The 22,918-nt window shown below is 60.6% G+C and carries 22 protein-coding genes; 12 read left to right on the top strand and 10 right to left on the bottom strand.

The genetic code is table 11. The annotated features are described in order from the left end of the window. Window positions 1-33: 33 nt before the first annotated feature. From phbB to Q7T10_RS05370, 3 genes are all read right to left on the bottom strand, one after another. Window positions 34-771: an acetoacetyl-CoA reductase gene (gene phbB, locus Q7T10_RS05380; protein WP_304746743.1), complete on the bottom strand. Its 738-nt coding sequence runs from the start codon at window positions 769-771 to the stop codon at window positions 34-36. Between the two features lie 41 nt (window positions 772-812). After that, window positions 813-1,991 (bottom strand): acetyl-CoA C-acetyltransferase, encoded by a 1,179-nt coding sequence (locus tag Q7T10_RS05375; protein WP_304746741.1) that lies wholly within the window; start codon window positions 1,989-1,991, stop codon window positions 813-815. 65 nt (window positions 1,992-2,056) lie between these two features. After that, window positions 2,057-3,781, bottom strand: a complete 1,725-nt coding sequence (locus Q7T10_RS05370; protein ID WP_304746739.1) for an alpha/beta hydrolase — start codon at window positions 3,779-3,781, stop codon at window positions 2,057-2,059. 104 nt (window positions 3,782-3,885) lie between these two features. On the opposite strand from Q7T10_RS05370, the gene Q7T10_RS05365 reads away from it, so the two are divergent. Further along, complete coding sequence (locus tag Q7T10_RS05365) at window positions 3,886-4,164, top strand: hypothetical protein (RefSeq protein WP_304746737.1); 279 nt, start codon at window positions 3,886-3,888, stop codon at window positions 4,162-4,164. Here the strand turns inward: Q7T10_RS05365 and pgeF are convergent. Then, entirely contained in the window at window positions 4,096-4,887 is a 792-nt protein-coding gene (gene pgeF / locus Q7T10_RS05360) for a peptidoglycan editing factor PgeF (protein WP_304746735.1), read from the bottom strand. The two genes, Q7T10_RS05365 and pgeF, sit on opposite strands and share 69 nt — an antisense overlap. Window positions 4,888-4,889: 2 nt before the next feature. Then, window positions 4,890-5,555: a maleylacetoacetate isomerase gene (maiA, locus tag Q7T10_RS05355; RefSeq protein WP_304746733.1), complete on the bottom strand. Its 666-nt coding sequence runs from the start codon at window positions 5,553-5,555 to the stop codon at window positions 4,890-4,892. Window positions 5,556-5,666: 111 nt separating this feature from the next. Here maiA and Q7T10_RS05350 point away from each other — a divergent pair, with 111 nt between their 5' ends. After that, window positions 5,667-8,399 (top strand): diguanylate cyclase domain-containing protein, encoded by a 2,733-nt coding sequence (locus Q7T10_RS05350; protein ID WP_304746731.1) that lies wholly within the window; start codon window positions 5,667-5,669, stop codon window positions 8,397-8,399. Here the strand turns inward: Q7T10_RS05350 and Q7T10_RS05345 are convergent. Together Q7T10_RS05345 and ycaO are read right to left on the bottom strand one after the other, a co-directional pair. Next, window positions 8,368-8,859 carry a hypothetical protein gene (locus Q7T10_RS05345; protein ID WP_304746729.1) on the bottom strand — a complete coding sequence of 164 codons (492 nt, stop codon included), beginning with the start codon at window positions 8,857-8,859 and terminating at the stop codon, window positions 8,368-8,370. The two genes, Q7T10_RS05350 and Q7T10_RS05345, sit on opposite strands and share 32 nt — an antisense overlap. A 27-nt stretch (window positions 8,860-8,886) precedes the next feature. Then, window positions 8,887-10,617, bottom strand: a complete 1,731-nt coding sequence (gene ycaO / locus Q7T10_RS05340; protein WP_304746727.1) for a 30S ribosomal protein S12 methylthiotransferase accessory factor YcaO — start codon at window positions 10,615-10,617, stop codon at window positions 8,887-8,889. A gap of 224 nt (window positions 10,618-10,841) precedes the next feature. Here ycaO and Q7T10_RS05335 point away from each other — a divergent pair, with 224 nt between their 5' ends. The 10 genes from Q7T10_RS05335 (at window position 10,842) to Q7T10_RS05290 (ending at window position 20,318) form a co-directional block, all read left to right on the top strand. After that, window positions 10,842-11,507 carry a DUF2239 family protein gene (locus Q7T10_RS05335; protein ID WP_304746725.1) on the top strand — a complete coding sequence of 222 codons (666 nt, stop codon included), beginning with the start codon at window positions 10,842-10,844 and terminating at the stop codon, window positions 11,505-11,507. 131 nt (window positions 11,508-11,638) lie between these two features. Then, complete coding sequence (locus tag Q7T10_RS05330) at window positions 11,639-12,934, top strand: MATE family efflux transporter (RefSeq protein ID WP_304746926.1); 1,296 nt, start codon at window positions 11,639-11,641, stop codon at window positions 12,932-12,934. A 61-nt stretch (window positions 12,935-12,995) separates the two neighbouring features. Further along, the gene (locus tag Q7T10_RS05325; RefSeq protein ID WP_304746723.1) at window positions 12,996-13,298 is read left to right on the top strand and encodes an antibiotic biosynthesis monooxygenase; all 303 of its coding nucleotides are present in this window, start codon (window positions 12,996-12,998) and stop codon (window positions 13,296-13,298) included. Window positions 13,299-13,385: 87 nt separating this feature from the next. Then, window positions 13,386-14,432, top strand: coding sequence for a gentisate 1,2-dioxygenase (gene gtdA, locus Q7T10_RS05320; protein ID WP_304746721.1), 1,047 nt, complete (start codon window positions 13,386-13,388; stop codon window positions 14,430-14,432). Beyond that, on the top strand, window positions 14,429-15,136 hold the full coding sequence (locus Q7T10_RS05315; RefSeq protein WP_304746719.1) for a fumarylacetoacetate hydrolase family protein: 708 nt from the start codon (window positions 14,429-14,431) through the stop codon (window positions 15,134-15,136). The genes gtdA and Q7T10_RS05315 overlap by 4 nt, the downstream gene beginning before the upstream one ends. A gap of 72 nt (window positions 15,137-15,208) precedes the next feature. Further along, a complete protein-coding gene (locus Q7T10_RS05310) occupies window positions 15,209-15,685 on the top strand; it encodes a TRAP transporter small permease (protein WP_304746717.1) in 477 nt (158 codons plus the stop codon). Beyond that, on the top strand, window positions 15,682-17,001 hold the full coding sequence (locus Q7T10_RS05305; RefSeq protein WP_304746715.1) for a TRAP transporter large permease: 1,320 nt from the start codon (window positions 15,682-15,684) through the stop codon (window positions 16,999-17,001). Before Q7T10_RS05310 ends, Q7T10_RS05305 begins: the two co-directional genes overlap by 4 nt. Window positions 17,002-17,070: 69 nt before the next feature. Then, window positions 17,071-18,150, top strand: a complete 1,080-nt coding sequence (locus Q7T10_RS05300; RefSeq protein WP_304746713.1) for a TRAP transporter substrate-binding protein — start codon at window positions 17,071-17,073, stop codon at window positions 18,148-18,150. Between the two features lie 71 nt (window positions 18,151-18,221). Further along, window positions 18,222-18,767 carry an NUDIX hydrolase gene (locus Q7T10_RS05295; protein ID WP_304746711.1) on the top strand — a complete coding sequence of 182 codons (546 nt, stop codon included), beginning with the start codon at window positions 18,222-18,224 and terminating at the stop codon, window positions 18,765-18,767. Window positions 18,768-18,908: 141 nt separating this feature from the next. After that, a complete protein-coding gene (locus tag Q7T10_RS05290) occupies window positions 18,909-20,318 on the top strand; it encodes an exonuclease domain-containing protein (RefSeq protein WP_304746709.1) in 1,410 nt (469 codons plus the stop codon). Here Q7T10_RS05290 and Q7T10_RS05285 read toward each other — a convergent pair. Genes Q7T10_RS05285 through Q7T10_RS05275 form a run of 3 tightly spaced genes read right to left on the bottom strand, consistent with a single transcriptional unit; the run spans window position 20,315 to window position 22,810 of the window. After that, window positions 20,315-20,854: a VOC family protein gene (locus Q7T10_RS05285; RefSeq protein WP_304746707.1), complete on the bottom strand. Its 540-nt coding sequence runs from the start codon at window positions 20,852-20,854 to the stop codon at window positions 20,315-20,317. The genes Q7T10_RS05290 and Q7T10_RS05285 overlap by 4 nt on opposite strands. Before the next feature lie 31 nt (window positions 20,855-20,885). Then, window positions 20,886-21,110, bottom strand: a complete 225-nt coding sequence (locus tag Q7T10_RS05280; protein ID WP_304746705.1) for a DUF2783 domain-containing protein — start codon at window positions 21,108-21,110, stop codon at window positions 20,886-20,888. Window positions 21,111-21,130: 20 nt separating this feature from the next. Next, window positions 21,131-22,810 (bottom strand): FAD-dependent oxidoreductase, encoded by a 1,680-nt coding sequence (locus tag Q7T10_RS05275; protein ID WP_304746703.1) that lies wholly within the window; start codon window positions 22,808-22,810, stop codon window positions 21,131-21,133. Between the last annotated feature and the right edge of the window lie 108 nt (window positions 22,811-22,918).

Here is a 22,918-nt window from a genome sequence, read left to right as displayed (position 1 = left end):
CCTTGGCGGGTTTTTTTATACCTGCTAAGGGCATCAGCCCATGTGCAAACCGCCGTTCACCGAGAAATCGGCGCCAGTGGCGTAACCACCTTCTTCAGACGCCAACCAGGCGATGATGGAGGCAATCTCGCTGGGCTCGCCCAGACGCTTGACCGGCACCGTGGCGACGATCTTGTCGAGCACGTCCTGGCGAATCGCCTTGACCATGTCGGTGCCGATGTAACCCGGGCTCACGGTGTTGACGGTCACGCCCTTGGTGGCCAGTTCCTGCGCCAGCGCCATGCTGAAGCCGTGCATGCCGGCTTTGGCTGCCGAATAGTTGGTCTGCCCGGCCTGGCCCTTTTCGCCATTCACGGAGCTGATGTTGATGATGCGGCCCCAGCCTTTTTCCACCATGTCGGCCACCACCTGCTTGGTGACGTTGAACATGGAATTCAGGTTGGTCTCGATCACCGAATCCCAGTCCTCACGGGTCATCTTCACGAACATGCGGTCGCGCGTAATGCCAGCATTGTTCACCAGCACGTCAATGGCGCCATGCTCTGCCTTGGCCTTGGTGAAGGCTTCAACGGTGGAATCCCAATCGCCGACGTTGCCCACCGAGGCGTAGAAGGTGTAGCCCAACGCCTTCTGCTCGGCCAGCCATTTGGCATGGTCACGTGTGGGGCCGGAGCCCGCGATGACCTTGAATCCGTCCTTGTGCAGGCGCTGGCAGATGGCGGTTCCAATGCCACCCATGCCTCCGGTGACGTATGCTACTTTTTGGCTCATGATTTGTTCCTCCTTGTTAAAAGCCCATTGTGAACGCGAAATCAGCGCTCGATAGTTAGGGCAACCCCCATGCCACCGCCGATACACAGGCTGGCAATTCCCTTTTTGGCATCGCGCCGCTGCATTTCATGCAGTAGCGTTACCAGGATGCGGCAACCGGACGCACCGATCGGGTGCCCGATGGCGATCGCGCCACCATTGACGTTGACTTTGGAAGTGTCCCAGCCCATTTCCTTGTTCACTGCACAGGCTTGCGCCGCGAAGGCTTCGTTGATTTCAAGCAGGTCCAGGTCAGCGGCTTTCCAGCCAGCTCGAGCCAGCGCCTTTTGCGATGCCGGCACCGGACCCATGCCCATGAAAGCGGGGTCCAGACCACTGGTGGCAAAGCTGGCAATACGACCCAGCGGCTTGAGCCCCAGTGCCGCCGCTTTCTTGGCGGTCATCACCATCACGGCGGCCGCACCATCGTTCAGGCCGGACGCGTTACCCGCTGTCACGCCACCGGCCTTGTCAAAGGCGGGGCGCAGACCGGCCAGGGCTTCGGCATTGGTCTTGCGGTTGAGGTATTCGTCGGCCGCGAAGACGATGGGGTCGCCCTTCTTCTGGGCAATGCTGAAAGGCACGATCTCGTCCTTGAACTTGCCGGCGTCCTGGGCGGCTGCGGCCTTTTGCTGGCTGGCCAGGGCCAGGGCGTCCTGCATTTCGCGCGTGATGCCGTATTGCCTGGCCACGTTCTCGGCCGTGATGCCCATGTGGTACTGGTTGTAGACGTCCCACAGGCCGTCAACGATCATGGAGTCGATCATCTTCCAGTCACCCATGCGCTGGCCATCACGTGAGCCCAGCAAGACATGGGGCGAGGAACTCATGCTCTCCTGGCCACCGGCGATGACAATATCGCTGTCACCATAGGCCACCGCTTGCGCAGCCAGCATCACGGCCTTGAGGCCCGAGCCGCACACGGCATTGATGGTCAGCGCCGGGGTTTCCTTCGCCAGGCCACTCTTGATCAGCGCCTGGCGCGCCGGGTTCTGGCCGGCACCGGCCGCCAGCACCTGGCCCATGATGACTTCACCGATCTGGTCAACGCCCAATCCCGTGCGGGCCATCAAATCCTTGATGACCGCCGCGCCAAGCTCGGTCGCGGGGATTTTGGCGAGGGCTCCGCCGAATTTGCCGACGGCGGTGCGAGCGGCTGAAACGATAACGATGTCTTCCATTTTTTCTCTCCTTTGGTAACAAATAAGGCGGAACAGACCGGTTCTGTCCCCAACCGATCAAAGGGTCAGGCTTTTGCCTTGACGTAGCGACCGGGCGCGGCTTCGATCGCCTTGTATTTACCCTTGCCATAGGTCTTGGGCGCAGGAATTTGTTTGCCCGCGTGGGCTTTGAGCCATTGGGCCCAATCGGTCCACCAGCTGCCGGGGTACTCGGTGGCCCCGGCCAGCCAATCAGCATGAGTTTTGGGCAACTTGCCGTCTTCACGAATCCAGTGGCTGCGCTTGTTCTTGGCCGGTGGATTGATCACGCCTGCAATGTGACCGGATGCACCCATCACAAAACGCTTTTTTCCCGGCAGGTGTTGGGTAGAGGCATAGGCACCGCCAATGGGAACAATGTGGTCTTCGCGTGAGCCGTAGATGTAGACCGGCATGTCGACGGTGCGCAAATCCACTTTCTCACCACAAACGACCGTCTTGCCGGGCTTGACCAGGTTGTTTTCCAGGTAGGTGTTGCGCAGATACCAGGCGTAGAAAGGACCCGGCAGATTGGTGGAATCGCTGTTCCAGTACAGCAGGTCGAACGGTGGCGGTGTCTCTCCCTTGAGGTAGTTGCCCACCACGTAGTTCCACACCAGGTCATTGGGCCGCAGGAAGCTGAAGGTGCTTGACAGATCCTGCCCCTTCATCAAGCCGCCCTTGCCCATCTCTTTTTCGCGATACTTGACAAAGGATTCGTCTATGAAGACATCCAGAATTCCGGTATCGGTGAAATCCAGCAGGGACGTGAGGAAGGTGGCACTGGCCACCGGCTTCTCCCCCCGCGCGGCCAGTACCGCCAGCGCCGTGCCCAGCATCGTGCCGCCGACACAGAAGCCCAGGGCATTGATGGTCTTGGCTGCCGTGATGTCCTGGGTGACCGCAATGGCTTTGATCACAGCGTCTTCAATGTAGTCGTCCCAGGTTTTGTGGGCCAGCGACGCATCGGGATTGCGCCAGCTCACAACGAACGTTCGGTGGCCCTGGGACACGGCATAACGAATGAGAGAGTTTTCCGGCTGCAAGTCCAGGATATAGAACTTGTTGATGCACGGCGGAACGAGCAGAAAAGGTTTCTCGAATACCTTGGCCGTGAGCGGCTTGTATTCAATCAGCTGAAACAAGTCATTCTCAAACACCACGGCGCCCTCGGTGGTCGCCACATTTTTGCCCACCTCGAACACGCTTTCGTCCGTCATGGACACATGGCCCTGGCGCAGGTCATGCAGCATGTTCTGCACGCCCTTGGCAATGCTCTCGCCTTTTGTCTCGATCGCCTTCTCTTGCGCTTCGGCATTGAACGCCAGGAAGTTGCTCGGTGCGGCCGCCGCCGTCAACTGCTCCACCGCAAAACGGATGCGGGCGCGGGTCTTGGGATCCGTCTCCACGGCGTCCGCCATGCCCATCAGGGTACGGGCGTTGAGCAGGTAGGCGGCCGCCGAAAAGGCCGCCACCGGGTTGGCGCTCCAGGCCTGCGCGGCAAAGCGCTTGTCGCTGGGCGGCGTTGCGCCCTGCAGGCTCTTCATCCACAGGCCGGCGGCGTCTTTGAGGTACTGCTGCTGCAACTCCTGCAACTTCTCGGGCGAAAACCTGATCTGGGGGGGCTTGCTGGTCGGAGCGGCCAGAGGGGCACCTGCGGAGCCCAGATCCATGTTCTGAAAAGACTGGAATGCCTTGATCCACCCCTCACTCAAGGTCTGCTGAAACTGCTGCGCCGACTGTGGCCAAAATTCTTGAGAATCCGGTGTCATGCTGTGTCCCCGTTATAGTTGCTTCTTGGTAGAAACCCGAGTATCTCAGGTCTTCCCCTTCGAAAAACTGACATTGATCTACTCAACCGCGAACTTGCTCATCTATGTACATTGTGCCCATCGCCTGGTTGTATGTTGCGCTCATGATGGCGATCGCCGAAGCCACCAATTCAAATGGCACCGTACTGGGTGGGCTTATTACCTTTGTGCTCTACGGCCTGGGGCCGGTGGCATTGGTGGTCTACCTGATGGGCGCGCCGGCGCGGCGCCGGGCAATCAAGGCCAGAGAGGCCGCCGAGATGGCTGCGGCCCATCTAGTCAAGCCAGATGCTGGCGGCCATGCGGCCGCTGATGCGGTCGCGCCGGTACGAAAAGAACCGTGAAGGATTGCTCACGGTGCACCACGGCTGCGTGCCATCGTTGCCGTAAATCCGGGTAACGCCCAGTGCAGCCAGGCGCATGCGCGCCAGGCCTTGCAGATCTGCCAGCCACTTGCCACCCGAACTGTCGCCAGCCTTCGGCGTGAACATGGCCAGCGCCGCCGGGTCATGCGCCACGAAAGCGTCGCGCACTTCGTCGCCCACTTCAAACGATTGCGGTCCGATGCAGGGACCCAGCCATGCTATTATTTTTGTAGCACCCTGCGCTTTATTCACGGGGGCTGGAGCACTAAAACGTTCAATAACGGCCTCAAGCACTCCGCGACCGCCCTCGCCTGCCAGGCCACGCCAGCCCGCATGCGCCGCAGCCACCAGGCTCCCCTGCCCGTTCGTCAACAGGACCGGCAGGCAATCGGCCACCATGATGGTGCAGGCCACCCGGGGCTGATCCGTGATGCAGCCATCTGCTGGCGTTCCATGCACCGTGTTGTCAGACAACCATTCGACGTGCGTGCCGTGCACCTGCGACAAAAACACGGGCCGCGCATTGATGGCCTGTTGGAGAATGGCGCGATTGGCAGCGACGTCCAGCGGGCGGTCCCCCACGTGATCCCCCAGGTTCAGCGAGTCAAACGGTGCCGCCGACACGCCACCGGCACGCGTGGTGCACACCGCATGCACATGGGCAGGCGCCGGCCATTGAGGAACGAGCCAGTCGGGGTCCACCTTCAGCCTTCGTTGTCGGGGCAGTTGGCAGGCTGCGCCTGCTGGAAGGCAGCAAGCTTCATGCAGGCATCAAATGCAGCCATGGTCAGCGGCAAACCGTCCAGATTCACATCAAAGCGCTTGCCATTGAAGATCTGCGGCACCAGGCAGCAGTCGGCCAGCGTGGGCGTATCACCGTAGCAATAGACGCTGGCCGGCAAGCCGGTCTGCTTGCGCTGGTCGGCCTGCGCCTGCAACTGGCGCTCGAAGCTCTCCAGGCCTTCGCGCACCCAATGGCGGTACCAGGTGTTCTTGGCTTCTTCATCTACCTTGAGTTCCTTCACCAGGTACTTCAAGACCCGCAGGTTGTTGAGCGGGTGAATCTCACAGGCAATGGACTGCGCCAGTGCCCGCACCTTGGCCCGGCCAAGGGGGTCATGGGGCATCAATGGCGACTGCGGATGGGTTTCATCCAGGTACTCAATGATGGCCATCGACTGCGACAGGCGCTCACCATCAACCTCCAGCAATGGCACCAGGCCATCGGCCGAGACGCCGGCGTAACCCGGCAGCTTGTGGTCACCACGCGCCAGGTGCACCGGGATGTACTCATAGGGCAGGCCTTTGAGCGCCAGCGCAATGCGCACCCGGAACGAGGCAGAAGAACGGAAGTAATTGTGCAGTTTCATCAGACACAGGATAAACCGGAAACAGGCCCGTTCCAGCAAGGGTAATTGCTCAGGTCAAAGAAATCCCTGCCGATAAAATGGACATCTATAAATACTAGACAAGTCGTTGGAATGCATTCGTCAGCAAGCCCCTCCGGTGTGGCCACCACACGCGCTTTGCGTTGGCGGCACGCGCCCTCCGTAACACTGTTGGCCTCCCTGCCGCAGCTTCTGCTGCTGGGCGCAACGTTGCTGGTGCTGATCTGGAGCGCCGTGATCTGGGAGGCAGACCGCCTCAAGAAGGAGCGACTGGCAAACTTCGGTCAAAACCTGATGCGTTTGACGGAGGTGCTCGACGAAACCGTGGTGCGGCAGCTGCATCAGATCGACAGCGCCCTGCTGGTCATGCGGGCCGAATATCTCAGCGACAAACCGCACCTGCTACACACAGTCGAATTGTTGCGGCAAGGACCTTTGAAGGATCTCGATGTTCACGTGACCATCGTCGGCCGCGACGGCTACCCGGAAATGACCGATGTCCCCGGCAACCCCACTCCCGTGTATCTGGGCGACCGGGCGCATTTCCGCATTTTTGCCGATGGTGGTCCCGATCAACTCTACATAAGCGATCCGGTGCTGGGCCGCATCACCAAGCGCTGGGGCATGCAAATGGTGCGCCCGATTCTCGCCAGCGATGGCAAATTCCTCGGCATCGTGGTGGTTTTCCTGCCGCCGGAGCAGTTGACCCGCTTTGTGCAGCCACTGACCATCGATGCCGACACCATCATGACGCTGGTCTCGACCACGGGCACGCTGCTGAGCCGCTCCAGGGATCTGCCCCGGTTTTTGGGAACCCGGCTGACGCTTGAACAACTCGCCGAGTACCGGCGCAATGCCAGCGGCTTCGTCCTGCGCCGTTCGGTACTCGATCAGGTCGAGCGCGGCATCGCCCACCGCTGGATCAAAGACTACCCACTGCTGCTGACGGTGGCGCGAACGCCCGGTGGCGTCTACGCCGAAATCGCCGCGGCACAACAGCTGCTGATCGTTTTTGGTGGCGCTGCAAGTCTGATCGTTCTCGCCGCCCTTGCGCTGCTGGGCAAATCGTGGCGCCAACGGGAAAAGGCCGAACTATTGTTGCAGCGCGAGCACGCCAACCTCGCCGAGGCGCAACAAATCGTCCATATCGGCAGTTGGGAACTGGAACTCGCATCAGGCAGGGTGTACTGGTCTGACGAGGTTTTCCGAATCTTCGAGATTGACAAGGACCGGTGCCCAGCGTCGATTGACGCCTTCCTCAACGTGATTCACCCGGATGATCGCGAAACCGTCAAGCAGACCTACACCACCTCGCTCGGAAAACGCGAGCCTTACCACCTCGTCCATCGCCTGCGCATGAGCGACGGCCGCATCAAATGGGTACGTGAGCAAGGGGCCTCCGACTTTGGTACCGATGGCAAGCCGACCCGTTCGTCCGGCACGGTGCAGGACATCACCGAACGCGTACACGAGCAGGCTGAGCTTGAAGACCTGTCCAGGGAGCGTTTGCTGCTACTGGAATCAACCGGCGAAGGTATTTACGGCATCGACATCAAGGGAAATTGCAGCTTCATCAATCAAGCCGCCGCCAGGATGCTGGGCTACGACGTACCGGAAATCATCGGAAAAAACATCCACACACTTATTCATCATCACCATGCTGATGGCTCACCCTATCCCATGGCAGATTGCCCCGTCTATCAAACTTCCACTTCCGGACAATCCTGCGAGAAGGAGGATGAAGTTTTCTGGCGCAAGGACGGAACGCCTTTCCCCGTGGCCTATTCGGCTCACCCGATCCGGGACGCCGACAGAATCACCGGCACCGTCACAACCTTCTCTGACATCACCCGGCGCAAACAGGCAGAGGTCGAGCTTCGAATTGCCGAAACCGCCTTCCAGACGCAGGAAGGCATGTTTGTCACTGATGAACACGGCGTGATCCTGAGGATCAACAGTGCCTTCACCGACATCACAGGCTACACGGCAGCCGACGTCGTGGGCAAAAATCCGCGCATTCGCAGTTCGGGACGCCACGATGCCGCTTTCTACGGGGAGATGTGGGCAACACTCAAGAGCACCGGTGCGTGGAAAGGAGAAATCTGGAACCGGCACAAGAACGGCAACGTGTATCCCGAGTCAATCACCATCACCGCGGTGAAGGGAGACGACACGACGGTCACCCACTATGTCGCCAGCATGCACGACATCACGACGCGCAAGGACGCAGAAGAGCAGATTCAGAGTCTGGCCTTTTTTGACCCACTTACCCAATTGCCCAACCGGCGCCTGCTACAGGACCGGATGCAACAGGCCAGCCTCGCCAGCGCCCGCAGCAAAAGCCATGTTGCCTTGCTGTTCATCGACCTGGATAAATTCAAGACCCTCAACGACACGCTCGGTCATGACGTGGGCGACTTGCTGCTGCAACAAGTCGCCCAGCGTCTGCTCAGTTGCGTCCGTGAGGCAGACACGGTAGCCCGCCTGGGTGGCGACGAGTTTGTGGTCATGCTCGAAGATCTGGGTGAGAACCGGCAGGAAGCCATGACACAGGCGGCAAACATTGGCGAAAAAATCCTCGCCGCCCTGAACCAGCCCTATCACCTGGGCGCTCACGTGCACCACAGCACCCCCAGCATCGGCGCCACACTCTTTAGTGGTCAGGGGGATACCGTGGAAGAACTGATCAAGCAGGCCGATCTGGCCATGTACCAGGTCAAGGCTGCAGACCGCAACGCCCTGCGTTTCTTCGATCCGGCGATGCAGGCCACCGGCACTGACCGGCAGACGGCGCTCAGTGCCGCAAATCTTTCCACCAGTCCTTGACACGCTGCTTGAGCTGATGCCCCGCGCGCCAGGCAGCGGACCCTCGAACCTCGGCCAGGACACCGTCTTTCCAGCTCTTCCAGCGGGGATACCACCAGGCGAACCAGCGCAACCTCATCAAGGCTGGCTGGGTCAACTGGAACAGCCGCGCCATTGCTGCGGTGCCCCCAATCTTGGCGCTGAGCAACAACACCAGTCCCAGTGTTGTCTGGCCTTTGCCAAACAGGTAGAGCGCCAACAACTTCACGGGCAGCAAGGTCAACATCGGCACGCCAAAAGCCAGCAAGGCTCCAGCTGGCGGCAACTTCGATATTTGCCGCTCCAGCCAGGCCCACAGCGGCAGACGCGCAAATCGGGCAAAGACCGCGGCCAGCGGCTCCCATCCCCACTCCTCAAACAGCAGCAATGCCGCAATCAGCCGGAAGAATATCTTTCGAAGAATTTTCCGGACGGTCTGCATGGCGACACTGACCAGGCCGCAGGCCTGTCAGACAGCGCCGGCGTGAACCTTGTCGTACGCTGCCAGCAACTTGCGATGCATTTCACAGCCTTCCAGCATCAGGCCGGGAGCACTGATGCCCATGAAGCGATCGGTTTGCATGATCAGCGCGTGTGCCTGCGCCACGGCGCCCGCGCCATAAAGCTGACGCAACGAGGACAGGTAGGGCCCGGTGTCGCCCATGTCGGCCAGGTTGATCAGGCTTTCAATGCAGGCGTAGACCCGACGACGCTGCGGGTTGAGCTGGTCGAAATGCCGGATCCAGTCACAGCCCTCCAGCGTCGCGGCTTCGTCGCCCACCGCCAGGGCCAGCAGGGTCTTGAGTTCGCCCACGCGCAGATCGCTCCAGAAGGAGCCGGCATCGGCCGCCAGGCCAATCACCGCCGCGACCGGGCACTGGTCCGCCAACGCCGATTCATTGAGGGTTTCGAGCAGGGCCGCACACTCTTCGTCATCCAGATTGGGCAGATTCAGGATGGCTTCGCGAATCTCGTTGCCCACGCTGTTGTTCTCGAACTCCAGGTCGTCCACCGGGTAGATCTCCGACATGCCGGGCACCAGAATGCGGCAGGCATAGACGCCCAGATGGGTGAAATCAGCCACGTATATTTCGCGCCCGTCCCGATGGATGCGATCCACGGCCCAGGCATAGTCTTCGGCGGTGGTGGTACTGAAGTTCCAGTCACAGAACTCGTAGTCGGGCGCGTCACCCAGGAACTTCCAGTGAATGACACCGCTGGAGTCCACAAAATGGATTTCAATATTGGTCGAGCTGGCCGCCTCTTCCAGATCGAAGCCGGGCGCCGGAAAGCCGGCCAGCGAATCCAGTGCGCGGCCCTGCAACAGTTCGGTCAGGGCGCGCTCCAGTGCGATCTCGAAGCGCGGGTGGGCACCAAAGCTGGCAAAGCATCCCTGGTCCTCGGGGTGCAAGAGCGTCACGTTCATCACCGGGTACTGGCCGCCCAGCGAGGCGTCCTTCACCAGAATGCCAAAACCCGCCGCGCGCAAGGCCTTGATGCCGGCTGCAATGCGCGGGTAGCGCGCGATCACCGCTTCAGGCACGTCGGGCAGACAAATGCCTTCGCTGATGATGCGGCCCTTGACGTAGCGTTCAAATATTTCCGACAAGGCCTGCGTACGCGCCTCGGCCAGGGTATTGCCCGCCGACATGCCATTGCTCACATAGAGGTTGCCAATGATATTGACCGGAAAGTAGGTGGTGACGCCGTCGCGCTCACGCACATAGGGAATGGCGCAGATGCCGCGCTCGACGTTGCCGGAATTGAACTCAACCAGGCTGGAGGCGTCGACGCTTCCCTCTGGGTTGTAGAACTTGTGCAGGCCGGGATTCAGCAAAGCGACGGGCCAGCGGCTATCTTCCCCGGGCTGAAACCAGCGCTCCTGCGGATAGTGCACATAGTGGCGATGGGCCACTTTGGGCCCGAGGTAGTAATGCGTCCAGAAATAGTTGGTCGAGAGTCGCTCAAAGAACTCACCCAGCGCACTCGCCAGGCACGCGAGGCGGGTGGCGCCCTTGCCGTTGGTAAACAGGAGCGGGCAATCCCGGTCACGAATGTGCACCGACCAGATGCCGTCCACCGGGTTCAGCCAGGAACGCTCCTCAATATGAAAGCCGAGTGCTTGCAGCTTGGCCTGCAGGGTATTGATGGTGAATTCAAGCGAGGCGTCTTTGCCCGGGATAAAGTTTTCAGAGTGCATGGTCAAAGCATACCGCACACCCCAGTTTCCAGAACCACCTCGAGACCGGGCATTGCCCTTGGCTTGCGATCGGAATCCCGCCTGGTGTTCGGTCTTGCGCTCATCGCATCAGACCACTGCAGTTTCAGCTCGCTGATAATTATTTTTACCCGGGTGTTATTGACATTTCATTTTTACCCGGGCAAAATTACGCCACAGCGACAAAGCAATTGAGGGACTCCGGAATGAAGAAATGGACAGACATGCTGTGCACTGCGTTTGAAGGCAACCAATGCATTGCCACGGGCGAGCTCAAGGTCGTGGCCATGGCAGCCAAAAGCGCCGTTGATAGATCAGCGGACCAAAGCACCCCGCGCCCCGTTTTGATATTCGACGACGCCACCAGCGAAATCGTCGAGCTTGACTGGCGCGGCTCAGTGAGCGAATTCCAGGCAAGGTTTGATCTATTGGCACAGGAACACGCCCGCATGGCCGGACCCGAGTGCCCAGACGTGCCGGATGCCCCGACGGCCTCTGGGGCAACCGACACCGCAACCAGTCCAGAGGCCGCCCGCGGCCCCGGCCGCCCGAGATTGGGCGTGGTGGCACGTGAGGTCACGTTGTTGCCGCGCCACTGGGAATGGCTGGCCAGTCAACCCGGCGGCGCGTCAGTGGCACTGCGCAAGCTGGTGGAGGTGGCCAGGCGGTCGTCTGAAGTCAAGGACCGCGTGCGCCAGGCCAGTGCCGTGGGCTACAAGTTCATGTCCACCATGGCTGGGCATGAACCGGGGTTTGAAGAAGCCAGCCGCACCTTGTTCGCCGCTGACCAAGCTCGTTTTGAAGCGCTGATAGCCACCTGGCCAGTCGATGTGCAAACTCACCTGAAAAAAATATTGGCAGACGCCTTTTGAGCGTGAACCACTGAATCCCCATGAAGACAACTACCGCGACGACGACCACCAGAAGCACAGGAACAGGCGCATCGGACCGCCCGGCACCGCCACCCGTTTTGTGGAAGGTCTATCTGGCATTTCTGGTGCCCATGATCGTCAGCAACATCCTGCAGGCACTCTCGGGCACGGTCAACAACATTTATCTGGGCCAGATGCTCGGCGTGGGCGCCATGGCGGCGGTGTCGGCGTTCTTTCCCGTGCTGTTCTTCCTGATCGCCTTCATGATTGGCCTGGGCTCGGGTGCAGCCATCTTGATTGGCCAGGCCTGGGGCGCCAAAGAGACTGGCCGCGTCAAGGCCATTGCCGGCACCACATTGATGGTGGGCCTCTGCGCGGGCATCGCCGTGGCCATCTTTGGCGGCGCGTTGACCGAAATGATGCTGCGCGCCCTGGGCACGCCGGCTGACATATTGCCGGGTGCAACAGCGTACGCCCGCATCATGCTGCTGGTGACTCCCGGCATATTTGCCTTCCTGCTGGTCACCTCAATGCTGCGCGGCGTCGGCGACACCACCACACCGCTGATCACACTGCTGATTTCCACTGTGGTCGGGCTGTTGCTCACCCCGGCGTTGATCCGCGGCTGGGCGGGATTGCCCGCCATGGGTGTGGCCAGCGGTGCTTACGCGGCCGTGGTGTCTTACTTGGTCGCGCTGTGCTGGACCGCATGGTATTTGTTGCACAAGAAGCACCCCCTCGCGCCCAATGCCGCGTTCATGAAGCACCTTCGCATTGACCGCAGCATATTCAAGAAGATTCTGCTCGTCGGTCTACCCACAGCCCTGTCGATGATCACGATCTCCGTGGCCGAAATTGCCGTCCTGTTTCTGGTCAACCGCTATGGCTCGCAAGCCACGGCGGCCTATGGCGCGGTGAACCAGATTGTCTCGTACGTGCAGTTTCCGGCCATTTCCATCGCCATCACGGCCTCCATCCTGGGCGCGCAGGCCATTGGCAGTGGGCGCGGTCACACGCTGGGCAAGATTGCGCGCACCGGCATCATGATGAACGTGATGCTGACGGGCTCACTGGTGCTGCTGGGCTATCTGTTTTCACGCCACATCATCGGGCTGTTCATCACCGATGCCGCCGTGGTGGAGATGGCGCAAACGCTGTTGCACATCATGTTGTGGAGCAGTGTCATCCTGGGCATGTCCATGGTGTTGTCAGGTTTGATGCGCGCCAGCGGCACGGTATTCGTTCCTACGGCCATTGCGATGTTCGCGATTGCATGCATTGAAATCCCAGTGGCCTGGATCCTGAGCAATCACTACGGCTTGAACGGCATTTGGGCTGCGTACCCGGTCGCATTCCTGGCGATGCTGGCCATGCAAACGGCCTACTACCGGCTTGTCTGGCGCAAAAAACCAATCCGCAGACTGTAATGAGCAGGCTGACGGTAGACTAGCCCACCAGTCAACACCTACCCCCACAACGGAGCCTTTCATGATCCTCGAACTTGCCGATATCCGTATTCACCCCGGTCAGAACGCCACTTTTGAAGAGGCCATCCAGCGCGGTTTGAAGACCGTCATCCAGGGGTCCACAGGGTTTCAGGGTTTCAAAATCAACCGGGGTATTGAAAACACCGAGCGCTACCTGCTCCAGATCTTCTGGGACACACTGGAAGACCACACGGTGAGTTTTCGCCAGTCGCCTGCGTTTGCCGAATGGCGTGCCATCGTGGGGCCGTTTTTTGCGGTCGCTCCGGTGGTCGAGCACTTTGACCTGGTTGCCAAATCAGCCTGAGGAAAATACTCTCCTGATCCTGGTTGTCGGGCTGTCGTGGCTGTACCAGGGCATTGACCCTGACCAGCCCTTTTCAGGAGTTCCAAAATGACTAACACTGCCGCGCTGCGCCAGCAGTTGTACCAGGACATGTCGCCCCTGAACCTGACCCCGCTATGGGAAGTTCTTCATGCCCTGGTTCCCCCCCAGCCCTCATCCCCGTGCGTTCCGGCGCTATGGAAATATGAGCAGATCAAACCATTCCTGAAGCGCGCGGGCGAAGCCATCACAGCCGAGGAGGCGGTGCGCCGCGTATTAATTCTGGAAAACCCGGCGCTGCGCGGCCAGTCGGCCGTGACGCAGTCGCTCTACGCCGGTCTGCAGCTCATCCTGCCCGGCGAAGTTGCCCCCAGCCACCGCCACACCCAAAGCGCGCTGCGCTTCATTGTGGAAGGTACCGGTGCCTACACGGCGGTGGATGGCGAGCGCAGCACCATGCACCCCGGTGACTTCATCATCACGCCCAGCTGGACCTGGCACGACCATGGCAACGAGAGCACCGAGCCCGTCGTCTGGCTCGACGGGCTGGATATTCCCATGATCCGCTTTTTCGATGCCGGTTTTGCGCAGAACGACATCGCCAAATCGCAGACGGTCGCGCGCGCCGAGGGCAGCAGTTTTGCGCGCTATGGCCACAACATGGCGCCGGTCAGGGGCGACGCGCCTTTCGGCGCCACCTCGCCGATCTTCAGCTACCCCTATGAACGCAGCCGCGAAGCCCTGTACCAACTCGAGCGTGACGCCGCGATGGACCCGTGGGATGGCGTCAAGCTGCGCTATATCAACCCGGCCACCGGCGGGTCCCCCATGCCCACCATGGCCACCTTCATGCAGCGCCTGCCCGCCAGATTTGACGGCAAGTCGTGCCGTCAGACCGACGGCGCTGTGTACAGCGTGGTTGAAGGTGCGGGTACTGCGTACATCGACGGGCCCGCGGGTTCGGTACGATTCGACTTCGAGGCGCGCGACCATTTTGTGGTGCCGTCCTGGCATGCGTTGCGGCTGGCATCCATTGCGGGCTGCGTGCTGTTCAGTTATTCCGACCGTCCCGTGCATCAGGCGCTGGGCATTCACCAAGAAGAGAGGATCCCATGAGCTACGTTTTCAATCCCGCCCCCACGGTGTCTGTGCCGGTGCAGGGCACAGCTGATCGCTTTCCGGTGCACCGCGTCTACTGCGTGGGGCGCAACTATGAAGAGCATGCCAAGGAAATGGGCTTCACCGGCCGCGAGCCACCCTTCTTTTTCCTCAAGCCCACCGATGCACTGGTCGTGGTCAACGCCGGCGAGACCGCCGCCATGCCCTACCCCAGCCTTACCAAAAATTTGCACCACGAAATCGAACTGGTGGTCGCGATTGGCACGGGCGGCAAGAACATCAAGGCGGCTGACGCCCACAAGCACATTTTTGGCTACGCCGTGGGGCTGGACATGACGCGGCGGGACCTGCAAAACGAGATGAAAAAACAGGGCCGTCCCTGGTGCATTGGCAAAGCGTTTGACAAATCGGCCCCTATCGGCCCCATCACCCCGCTGGCAGCGGCAGGCGATATCGCCAACGCCGAGATTTACGTCCAGGTGAACGGGCAGGACCGCCAGTGCAGCAATGTGTCCAAACTGATCTGGAATATTGCCGAAACCATTGAGCATCTGTCAGCCGCATGGGAATTGCAGCCGGGTGATCTGATTTACACCGGCACCCCCGAGGGCGTGGCCGCGGTAGCGGCTGGCGACACCATGCTGGGCGCCGTGGCGGGACTGGAACCTATCAAGGTCACGATCACCCAGGGTCAGGAATGAGGCGAGCCAGGAGCGCCACCTAGAATTGCGCCACCGTCAATTCGTGACGCATGAATAAATGGGGGACTCCTGTTGCGCATCCTTGAATCACTGGCGAAGTTTTGCGCCATTCTGGCGGGCGTTTTGCTCACTGGCATCACCCTGGCAACCTGCGTCAGCCTGATTGGCCGCAACACGATTGGCGTGACGCTGGTTGGCGATTTTGAACTGACGGGTGTCGCCGCAGGCGCGGCCATCGCACTTTTCTTGCCCTGGTGCCAGTTGCAGCGCGGCAACATCATTGTTGACTTCTTCACGGCCCGGGCCAGTCACAAGACCAATGCCGGTCTGGACCGGCTCGGTGCGCTGCTGCTCGGATTGGCAATTGGCCTGCTGGCCTGGCGCACCACCGTGGGCGGCCTCAATGCATTCAACACCCAGTCAGGCACGATGATGCTGGGTTTCCCGGAATGGATTGTCTATGCGGGCATGGTTCCGCCCCTTGCGCTGACGGCAGTCATCGGCCTGTGGCAGGGATTGAATGGTTTTGGTGACGAGGTGTCGTCATGAGCCCGCTGATGCTGACGCTGATGATCTTTGCCATCATGCTGGCGCTGATGGTTATTCGTGTGCCGATTGCCATTGCCATGTTTTCCGCGGGCTGCGTCGGCTACGTGGCCCAGGCAGGCTGGGGGCCCTTGAGCAACTTTCTCAACACCCAGGCCTTTGCCCGCTTTGCAAGCTATGACCTGTCGGTCATTCCGCTGTTCATTCTGATGGGAAATTTCGCCACCCAGGGCGGCATCTCGAAAGCCCTATTTGGTTTCGCCAGCGCGGTGATGTCGCGCTTCAAGGGCGGCCTGGCGATGGCGGCGGTGCTGGCCAGTGCGGCCTTTGGTGCCATCTGCGGGTCCTCGGTGGCCACTGCAGCCACCATCACATCGGTGGCGCTGCCCGAAATGAAGCGTCACGGCTATTCGGGGCGCCTGTCGACCGGCACCCTGGCCGCCGGCGGCACGCTTGGCATTCTGATTCCGCCTTCGGTGCCACTGGTGATCTACGCCATATTGGCCGAGCAGAACATTGCCAAGCTGTTTGCCGCCGCCATGGTGCCCGGCATCATTGCGATGGCGGGCTACATGATTGCCATCGCCATCTACGTGCGGCTCGTTCCCGGTCACGCGCCAGACAAAGCCGTGGTCGCCGACAAGATCACAGCGCAGTCCATGATGGGCATCGTGCCCATCGCGGTTGTTTTCCTGATCGTCTTCGGTGGCATTTACGGTGGCTTGTTCACCCCCACTGAAGGCGCCGCAGTGGGTGCGGCGTCCACATTTGTGGCGGCACTGCTCAAGCGAGAACTGACTCTCAAGAAGCTCAAATACTGTTTCTACGCCACGGCACAGGGTTCAGCCATGATCTTCATGATCTTCATCGGTGCCGACTTGATGAATTCTGCGTTGGCGCTGACCCAGGTGCCGGGCCAGCTGGCCGATGTCGTGCAAGGCTGGGGCCTCTCGCCGTTGATGGTGGTGTCGGCCATCCTGCTGTTTTACGTGGTGCTGGGCGCCGTGATGGACGAGCTGTCGATGATCCTGCTGACCATTCCGATCTTCTTTCCCCTGATCATCGGCCTTGACTTCGGCATGCCCAAAGATTCAGTGGCCATCTGGTTTGGCATCATGGTGTTGATGACGGTGGGCTTCGGCCTGCTGGCGCCGCCTGTGGGGCTGAACGTGTATGTCGTCAATGGCATGGCCAAGGACGTCCCCATCTCCGAGAGCTACAAGGGTGTGATGCCGTTCCTGATCAGCGATGTGTTTCGCACGCTGCTGCTGCTGTTCTTCCCTGGCATCTCGCTGTGGCTGGTGAAATACGTCACTTGAGGGTAAATCCTGTCACTCGTTACGCCTGATTTCCGTTACCTTCGTTCCATCAACCTTCTGGAGCCACCCATGATCAAAAGACGCACACTCATCAAATCCGCCGCTGCGGCGGCACTGGGTGCGCCCGCCCTCAGCAGCCTGGCGCAGCAAACGGTGACCCTCAAGTTTCATACCTTCATGGCGCCAATGTCCAACGTCTGGTTGAACATGCACAAGGCCTGGATGGCCAAGGTCGAAAAGGAATCGGGCGGGCGCATCAAGTTTGAAGGCTACCCTGCCATGCAGCTGGGCGGCACACCCGTGCAACTGTATGACCAGGCCAAAGATGGCGTGGTGGACATCATCTGGACGCTGCCGGGCAACACGGCAGGCCGTTTTCCGCGCGTGGAAGTGTTTGAGCTGCCCTTCATGATGAACAATGCCGAGGCGACATCCAAGGCCTTCTGGGAGTATGTGCAAACCATGGCGCCGGATGAGTTCAAGGACACGCAGGTACTGGCGCTGCATGTGCATGGTCCCGGCATGTTCCACACCAAAGACAGACAAGTCAAGACCGCAGCCGATCTCAAGGGCCTGAAAGTGCGCGGCCCGACACGCCAGATCACCAAAATGCTGGGCTATCTGGGTGCCACGCCGGTGGGCATGCCCCTGCCGGGCATTCCCGATGCCCTGTCCAAAGGCACCATCGACGGCGCGGTCATCCCCTGGGAGGTCGTGCCCTCAGTCAAAGTGCAGGAACTCACCAAGTTCCACAGCGAATTTGACCCCGCAGGTGGCGCGCTGTACACGACCACCTTTGTCATGGCCATGAATAAGGCCAAGTACAACTCGCTGCCGCCTGACCTGAAAAAGATCATCGACAACAACTCGGGGCTGGAGACCTCTGCCTGGCTGGGCAAGGTGCAGCAGACCGGGGACATTGCCGGCCGGCAATCAGCGGTTGACCGCAAAAACACCATCTACACCATCCCCTCTGCTGATGCCCAGGAATTCCGGCGTAAAGCCGCCCTGGTTGAAGTGGAGTGGATGGAAGACATGAACAAGCGCGGTTTTGATGGCCGCAAGTTGCTCGACACCGCGCGAGCCCTGATCGCGAAACACGGCAAGGCCGCCCCCGCCGCGGCCAGGGCGGCCCCGAAAAAACCATAACACCAAGCTGCCACGGGCCCAAAAAGGACTCCTTTCGGAGTCCTTTTTTGTTTTCAAATTACACTGCAGTCATGCTTCGCAACCCCATCAAACACTGCAAAAACTGTGGCGCGGCCGTGGTCTACCGGGTGCCCGACGACGGCGACACCAAAGATCGTGCGATCTGCCCGGCATGCCACACCGTCCATTACGAAAACCCGCTCAACGTGGTGGGCACCGTGCCCTATTGGGGCGACAAGGTGCTGCTATGCAAACGCAATATCGAGCCGCGTTGGGGCAAATGGACACTCCCGGCCGGTTTCATGGAGTTGAACGAGACGGTGGCGGAAGGCGCCGCGCGTGAAACGCTGGAGGAATCCGGGGCGCAGTTTGAACTGGAAGGTTTTTTCTCCCTGCTGAACGTTGCCCGCGTCGGGCAAGTCCACATGTTCTACCGGGCACGCCTGCTCAGCGACACGTTCAACCCCGGCTTTGAAACCATCGAAGCGCGGCTATTTGCCGAAGATGAAATCCCCTGGGACGAAATCGCGTTCAGAACCGTCAAGGAAACCCTGGAACGCTACTTTGCAGACCGCCGTGCCGGCTACTTCTCCATTCATGCCATCGATATCGTTTGATCTGAATTCTGGCCTTTCGGCTGACATCCAAGTCCGTGCCGAACTGTGGTTCTACCGCGTGGGCGGCTATCTGCTAACCAACTTTCTGGATGACCCGGCGTGGCTGGCGTTGATGTTTTGCTAGCCTCCTTGTGTTGACCCATGCTGCCCTGCTACGTTCTGCTTGACCTGGAAACGACCGGTGGCAACCCGGTCCACGACCGCATCACCGAAGTTGCGGCTGTGCGCATCGAAGGTGGGCAAGAGGTGGCGCGCTGGAGCACCCTGGTCAACCCCGGCACCTCCATTTCCAGCTTCATCCAGAACCTGACTGGCATCAGCAATGCCATGGTGGCCGATGCACCGGGCTTCGACGAAGTGGCACCCCACTTGTTGGCCCTGCTGGAAGACGCCGTGCTGGTGGCCCACAACGTGCGTTTTGACCACGGTTTTCTGCTCAACGAGTTCAACCGCCTGGGTGTTGCCCTGCGCGTCAAAACGCTGTGCACTGTACGCCTGTCACGCCAGCTCTACCCGCAGCACCGCGGCCACGGCCTGGACGCCATCATGGAACGCCACGGGCTCAAGACGAGCGCGCGGCATCGCGCCATGGGCGATGTGGATGTGGTGCTGGACTGGCTCGCCATGGCATCCAGAGAGTTGGGGGCCGACCAGATCAGCAACCATGCGCTCACCCTGCTGCAAGGCAGCGCTGCCCTGCCCCCGCAACTGGAAACACCGGTCGGTGGCATTCCGGAATCTGCCGGCGTCTACCTGTTTTTTGGTGAAGGGCCGCTGCCCTTGTACATCGGCAAAAGCGTGAAGATGCGCAGCCGGGTGATGTCGCATTTTCAGGCGGCTGGCCGAGTGGCGCGCGAGATGCGCATTGCGCAGGAGATCCGGCGCATAGAGTGGATAGAGACCGCGGGCGAACTCGGTGCCCTGCTGCTCGAGGCCCGGCTGGTGAAGGAGAAGCAGCCCATTTATAACCGCCAGTTGCGCCGCGAAAATGCCCTGTGCGCCTGGCGGCTGAGTGACAACCCACAGGCCCGCCCCCTGCTGAGCCTGGTGCGCGGTGACGAGTTGCAGCCCCATCAGTTCGGGCGGCTGTACGGTGTTTACCGCTCCAAACGTCAAGCGCTGGACAGCCTGCGCGAACTGGCGGACGCACATGCGCTGTGCCCCCAGGCCCTGGGACTGGAGTCCGGCACCGGCCGCTGTTTTGCCCATCAGATTGGCCGCTGCAAAGGGGTGTGTTGCACAGAAGAAAAGCCCGAACTGCACTACTTGCGACTGCAACTGGCGCTGGGCCAACAAAAGCTGCAGGTATGGCCTCACCCTGGAAAAATAGGCCTGCGCGAGCACGACCCGCACAACGGCCGTACCGACATTCATGTCTTCGACCAGTGGTGCCATCTGGCCACCGTGCATGACGACGCGGAACTGGAGGAAGCGTTAACCAGCGCCAGCGCCGTGGCGTTTGATCTGGACACCTACCGACTGCTGGTCAAACACCTCATGCTGCCTGCCAAATCCGGCAATACTGAGCTGATCCGCTTCGCCCCTGTCTAGTTGGGGCCCAGTTCCTTCGCGTGCATCCAGGCCGCGTGTTTGGGTGCGCGCTTGGTGCGCGTCCACTCGGCCAGCATGTCCCATTTAACCTCGTCGAGTTTTTTCATCATCTCGGGCGTGCCGGTGTTGGCGGCCAGCTCCAGCCGGTGACCATTGGGGTCGAAGAAATAGATCGACTTGAAAATGGTGTGATCCGTCACACCCACCACCTCGATACCAGCGGCCTGCAGGCGCGCCTTGGTGGCTTCCAGTTCGTCCACATTGTCCACCTCCAGCGCAATGTGCTGCACCCAGTCCGGCGTGTTGGCATCGCGCCCCATGGGGGGCGAATTCGGCAACTCAAAGAACGCCAGAATGTTGCCACCGCCGGCGTCCATGAACAAGTGCATATAGGGGTCCGGCGCGTGGGTGGACGGCACCTCGTCCTCGGCAATGGCCAGCACAAAGTTCATGTTGAGGTGCTTCGTGTACCACTCCACAGTTTCCTTGGCGTCCCTGCAGCGGTAGGCCACGTGATGGATTTTCTTGATCGGCATACAAGTCTCCTTGAAGAATTAGAGAAAAACGTCAAACGCCCGCGCGGGCCAGTTGCATGGCCTCGCGCAGCACGGAAATATCGCCAATGTGGTTGGCCAGCAGCAAGATGAGTTTGGCGTTCACCATTTCGCTTTGCTCATCGCTCAGATCGCGATGCGTCTCCAGCAGCGCTTCGTAGAAATCATCCCCAGGCGAGAAGTCCCGAAAGTAGCGTTTGCCGGGCTCGGCCAGATGGGGTTGCAGTTGCAGAGGCATGACTCGGACTCCTTGGGTTCTCAAACGTTGCAGGTGGCTTGGGCCAGCGCCGCGCGAATGCGGGTCACATCCAGCGCGCGCCAACGGGCGGCCACGTGCTGGTCCGGGCGAATCAGGTAGCAGGTGCCGGGCTGGGCGTCATAGCGCCGGGCTGCCAGGCCTTGTTCATCCACCACATGGTCAAACACAGCTTCCGTCGGCAAACGCGCGGGCATGGTGCCCGCCGCTGAGCAAACCAGCAGGGGCTGCACAGGAATAGGCCACCCTGCCAGCTCTGCCAGCAGAGCCGCAGTGACTGGCGACAATGCCGGCTCGGCCACAAAGCACAGCAACTGAAACCGGTTGCCCATCTGGTCCAGCAGCCAGGCCGCTGCCCCAGCGACCCGCACCGGCGCATCATCCATCGGCGCACCCGGCACCATATTGCCCGCAAAGAGATCGCCGTCGGGGGTATTCAGTGCTGATTCGGTCAGGTAGGACGGTACGCTCAGGCGACCAGAGTTCACCAGTTTGCGGGCAAACCCATGCTGCTGCGCCAGTGCCAGCGTTGCATCCCGGAACGTCTTGCTGACCCGGCTCTTGGGCGTGATGAAGTCAGTCGAGCGGGTCGAGTTCAGCAGGTTTTCGTCGGCGGCAAAGGTCCGATCCTGGCTGTAGGTGTCGAGCAGCCGCTTGGGGGCCTTGCCGTCCATCACCAGCTTGAGTTTCCAGATCAGGTCATCGGTATCCTGAATGCCCGAATTGGCGCCGCGCGCGCCAAACGGCGATACCTGGTGCGCCGCATCGCCCACAAACAGCAGCCGCCCATGGCGAAACTCCTTCATGCGCCGGCACTGGAAGGTGTAGATGCTGATCCACTCCAGCTCAAACGGCCGCTCGTCGCCCAGCATGGCCTTGAGGCGCGGCATCACGTTCTCGGGCTTTTTCTCCTCCTCGGGGTCGGCGTCCCAGCCGAGCTGGAAGTCAATGCGCCAGACGTTGTCGCTCTGCTTGTGCAGCAGCACTGACTGCCCGGGGTGAAACGGCGGGTCGAACCAGAACCAGCGCTCGGCCGGGTAATCGGCCTTCATCACCACATCGGCAATCAGAAACCGGTCCATGAAAACGCGGCCGTCAATATCCAGCCCCAGGGCGCGCCGGATCGGGCTGCGCGCCCCATCGGCCACCACCAGCCAGTCGGCTTCGATGTCAAACACGCCATCGGGTGTCTCCACCCGCAGCAGCGCACCATCCGCCTTCGGCTGGACCGAGATCATCTTGTGCTTCCAGCGCAGGTCCACACCCAGGGCCTGGGCACGGGCCACAAGGTCTTCCTCCAGGTAGTACTGCTGCAGATTAATCATGCCGGGGCGTTTGTGGCCAGGCTCGGGTACCAGATTGAACTGATAGACCTCGTCCTTGCGGACAAAGGTTCGGCCCACATTCCAGCTCACCCCCTTGTTCACCACCGTGTCGCCCACGCCCAGGCGGTCCAGAATCTCCAGGGCACGCTTGGCATAACAGACCGCCCGCGAACCGGCTGACACGCTGTCATCTTCATCAAACAACAGCACGGGGATGCCCTGCAGGCGGGCATCAATCGCCGCCGCCAACCCTACCGGGCCAGCGCCCACCACCACCAGCGGCCGGCGTTGGGGCGCTCCCGCCATCAGGTCGACCGGGCTTCGGTACGCATATTTGGGGTAGGTGTAGACACCCATTGGGTCAGTCTCCTCATTTTTTGAAGTTTTGATTCACCATTGTAAAACTCATTTACCTAATCGTAACCAGCCGGCGGCCTGTGGTGCGTCAATGGGCGAAGGGCGACA

Source organism: Rhodoferax sp., from assembly GCF_030646845.1.
GTDB lineage: Bacteria > Pseudomonadota > Gammaproteobacteria > Burkholderiales > Burkholderiaceae_C > Rhodoferax.
The sequence above is the reverse complement of the archived record's forward strand: the minus strand, read 5'-3'. Positions and strand labels throughout refer to the sequence as shown.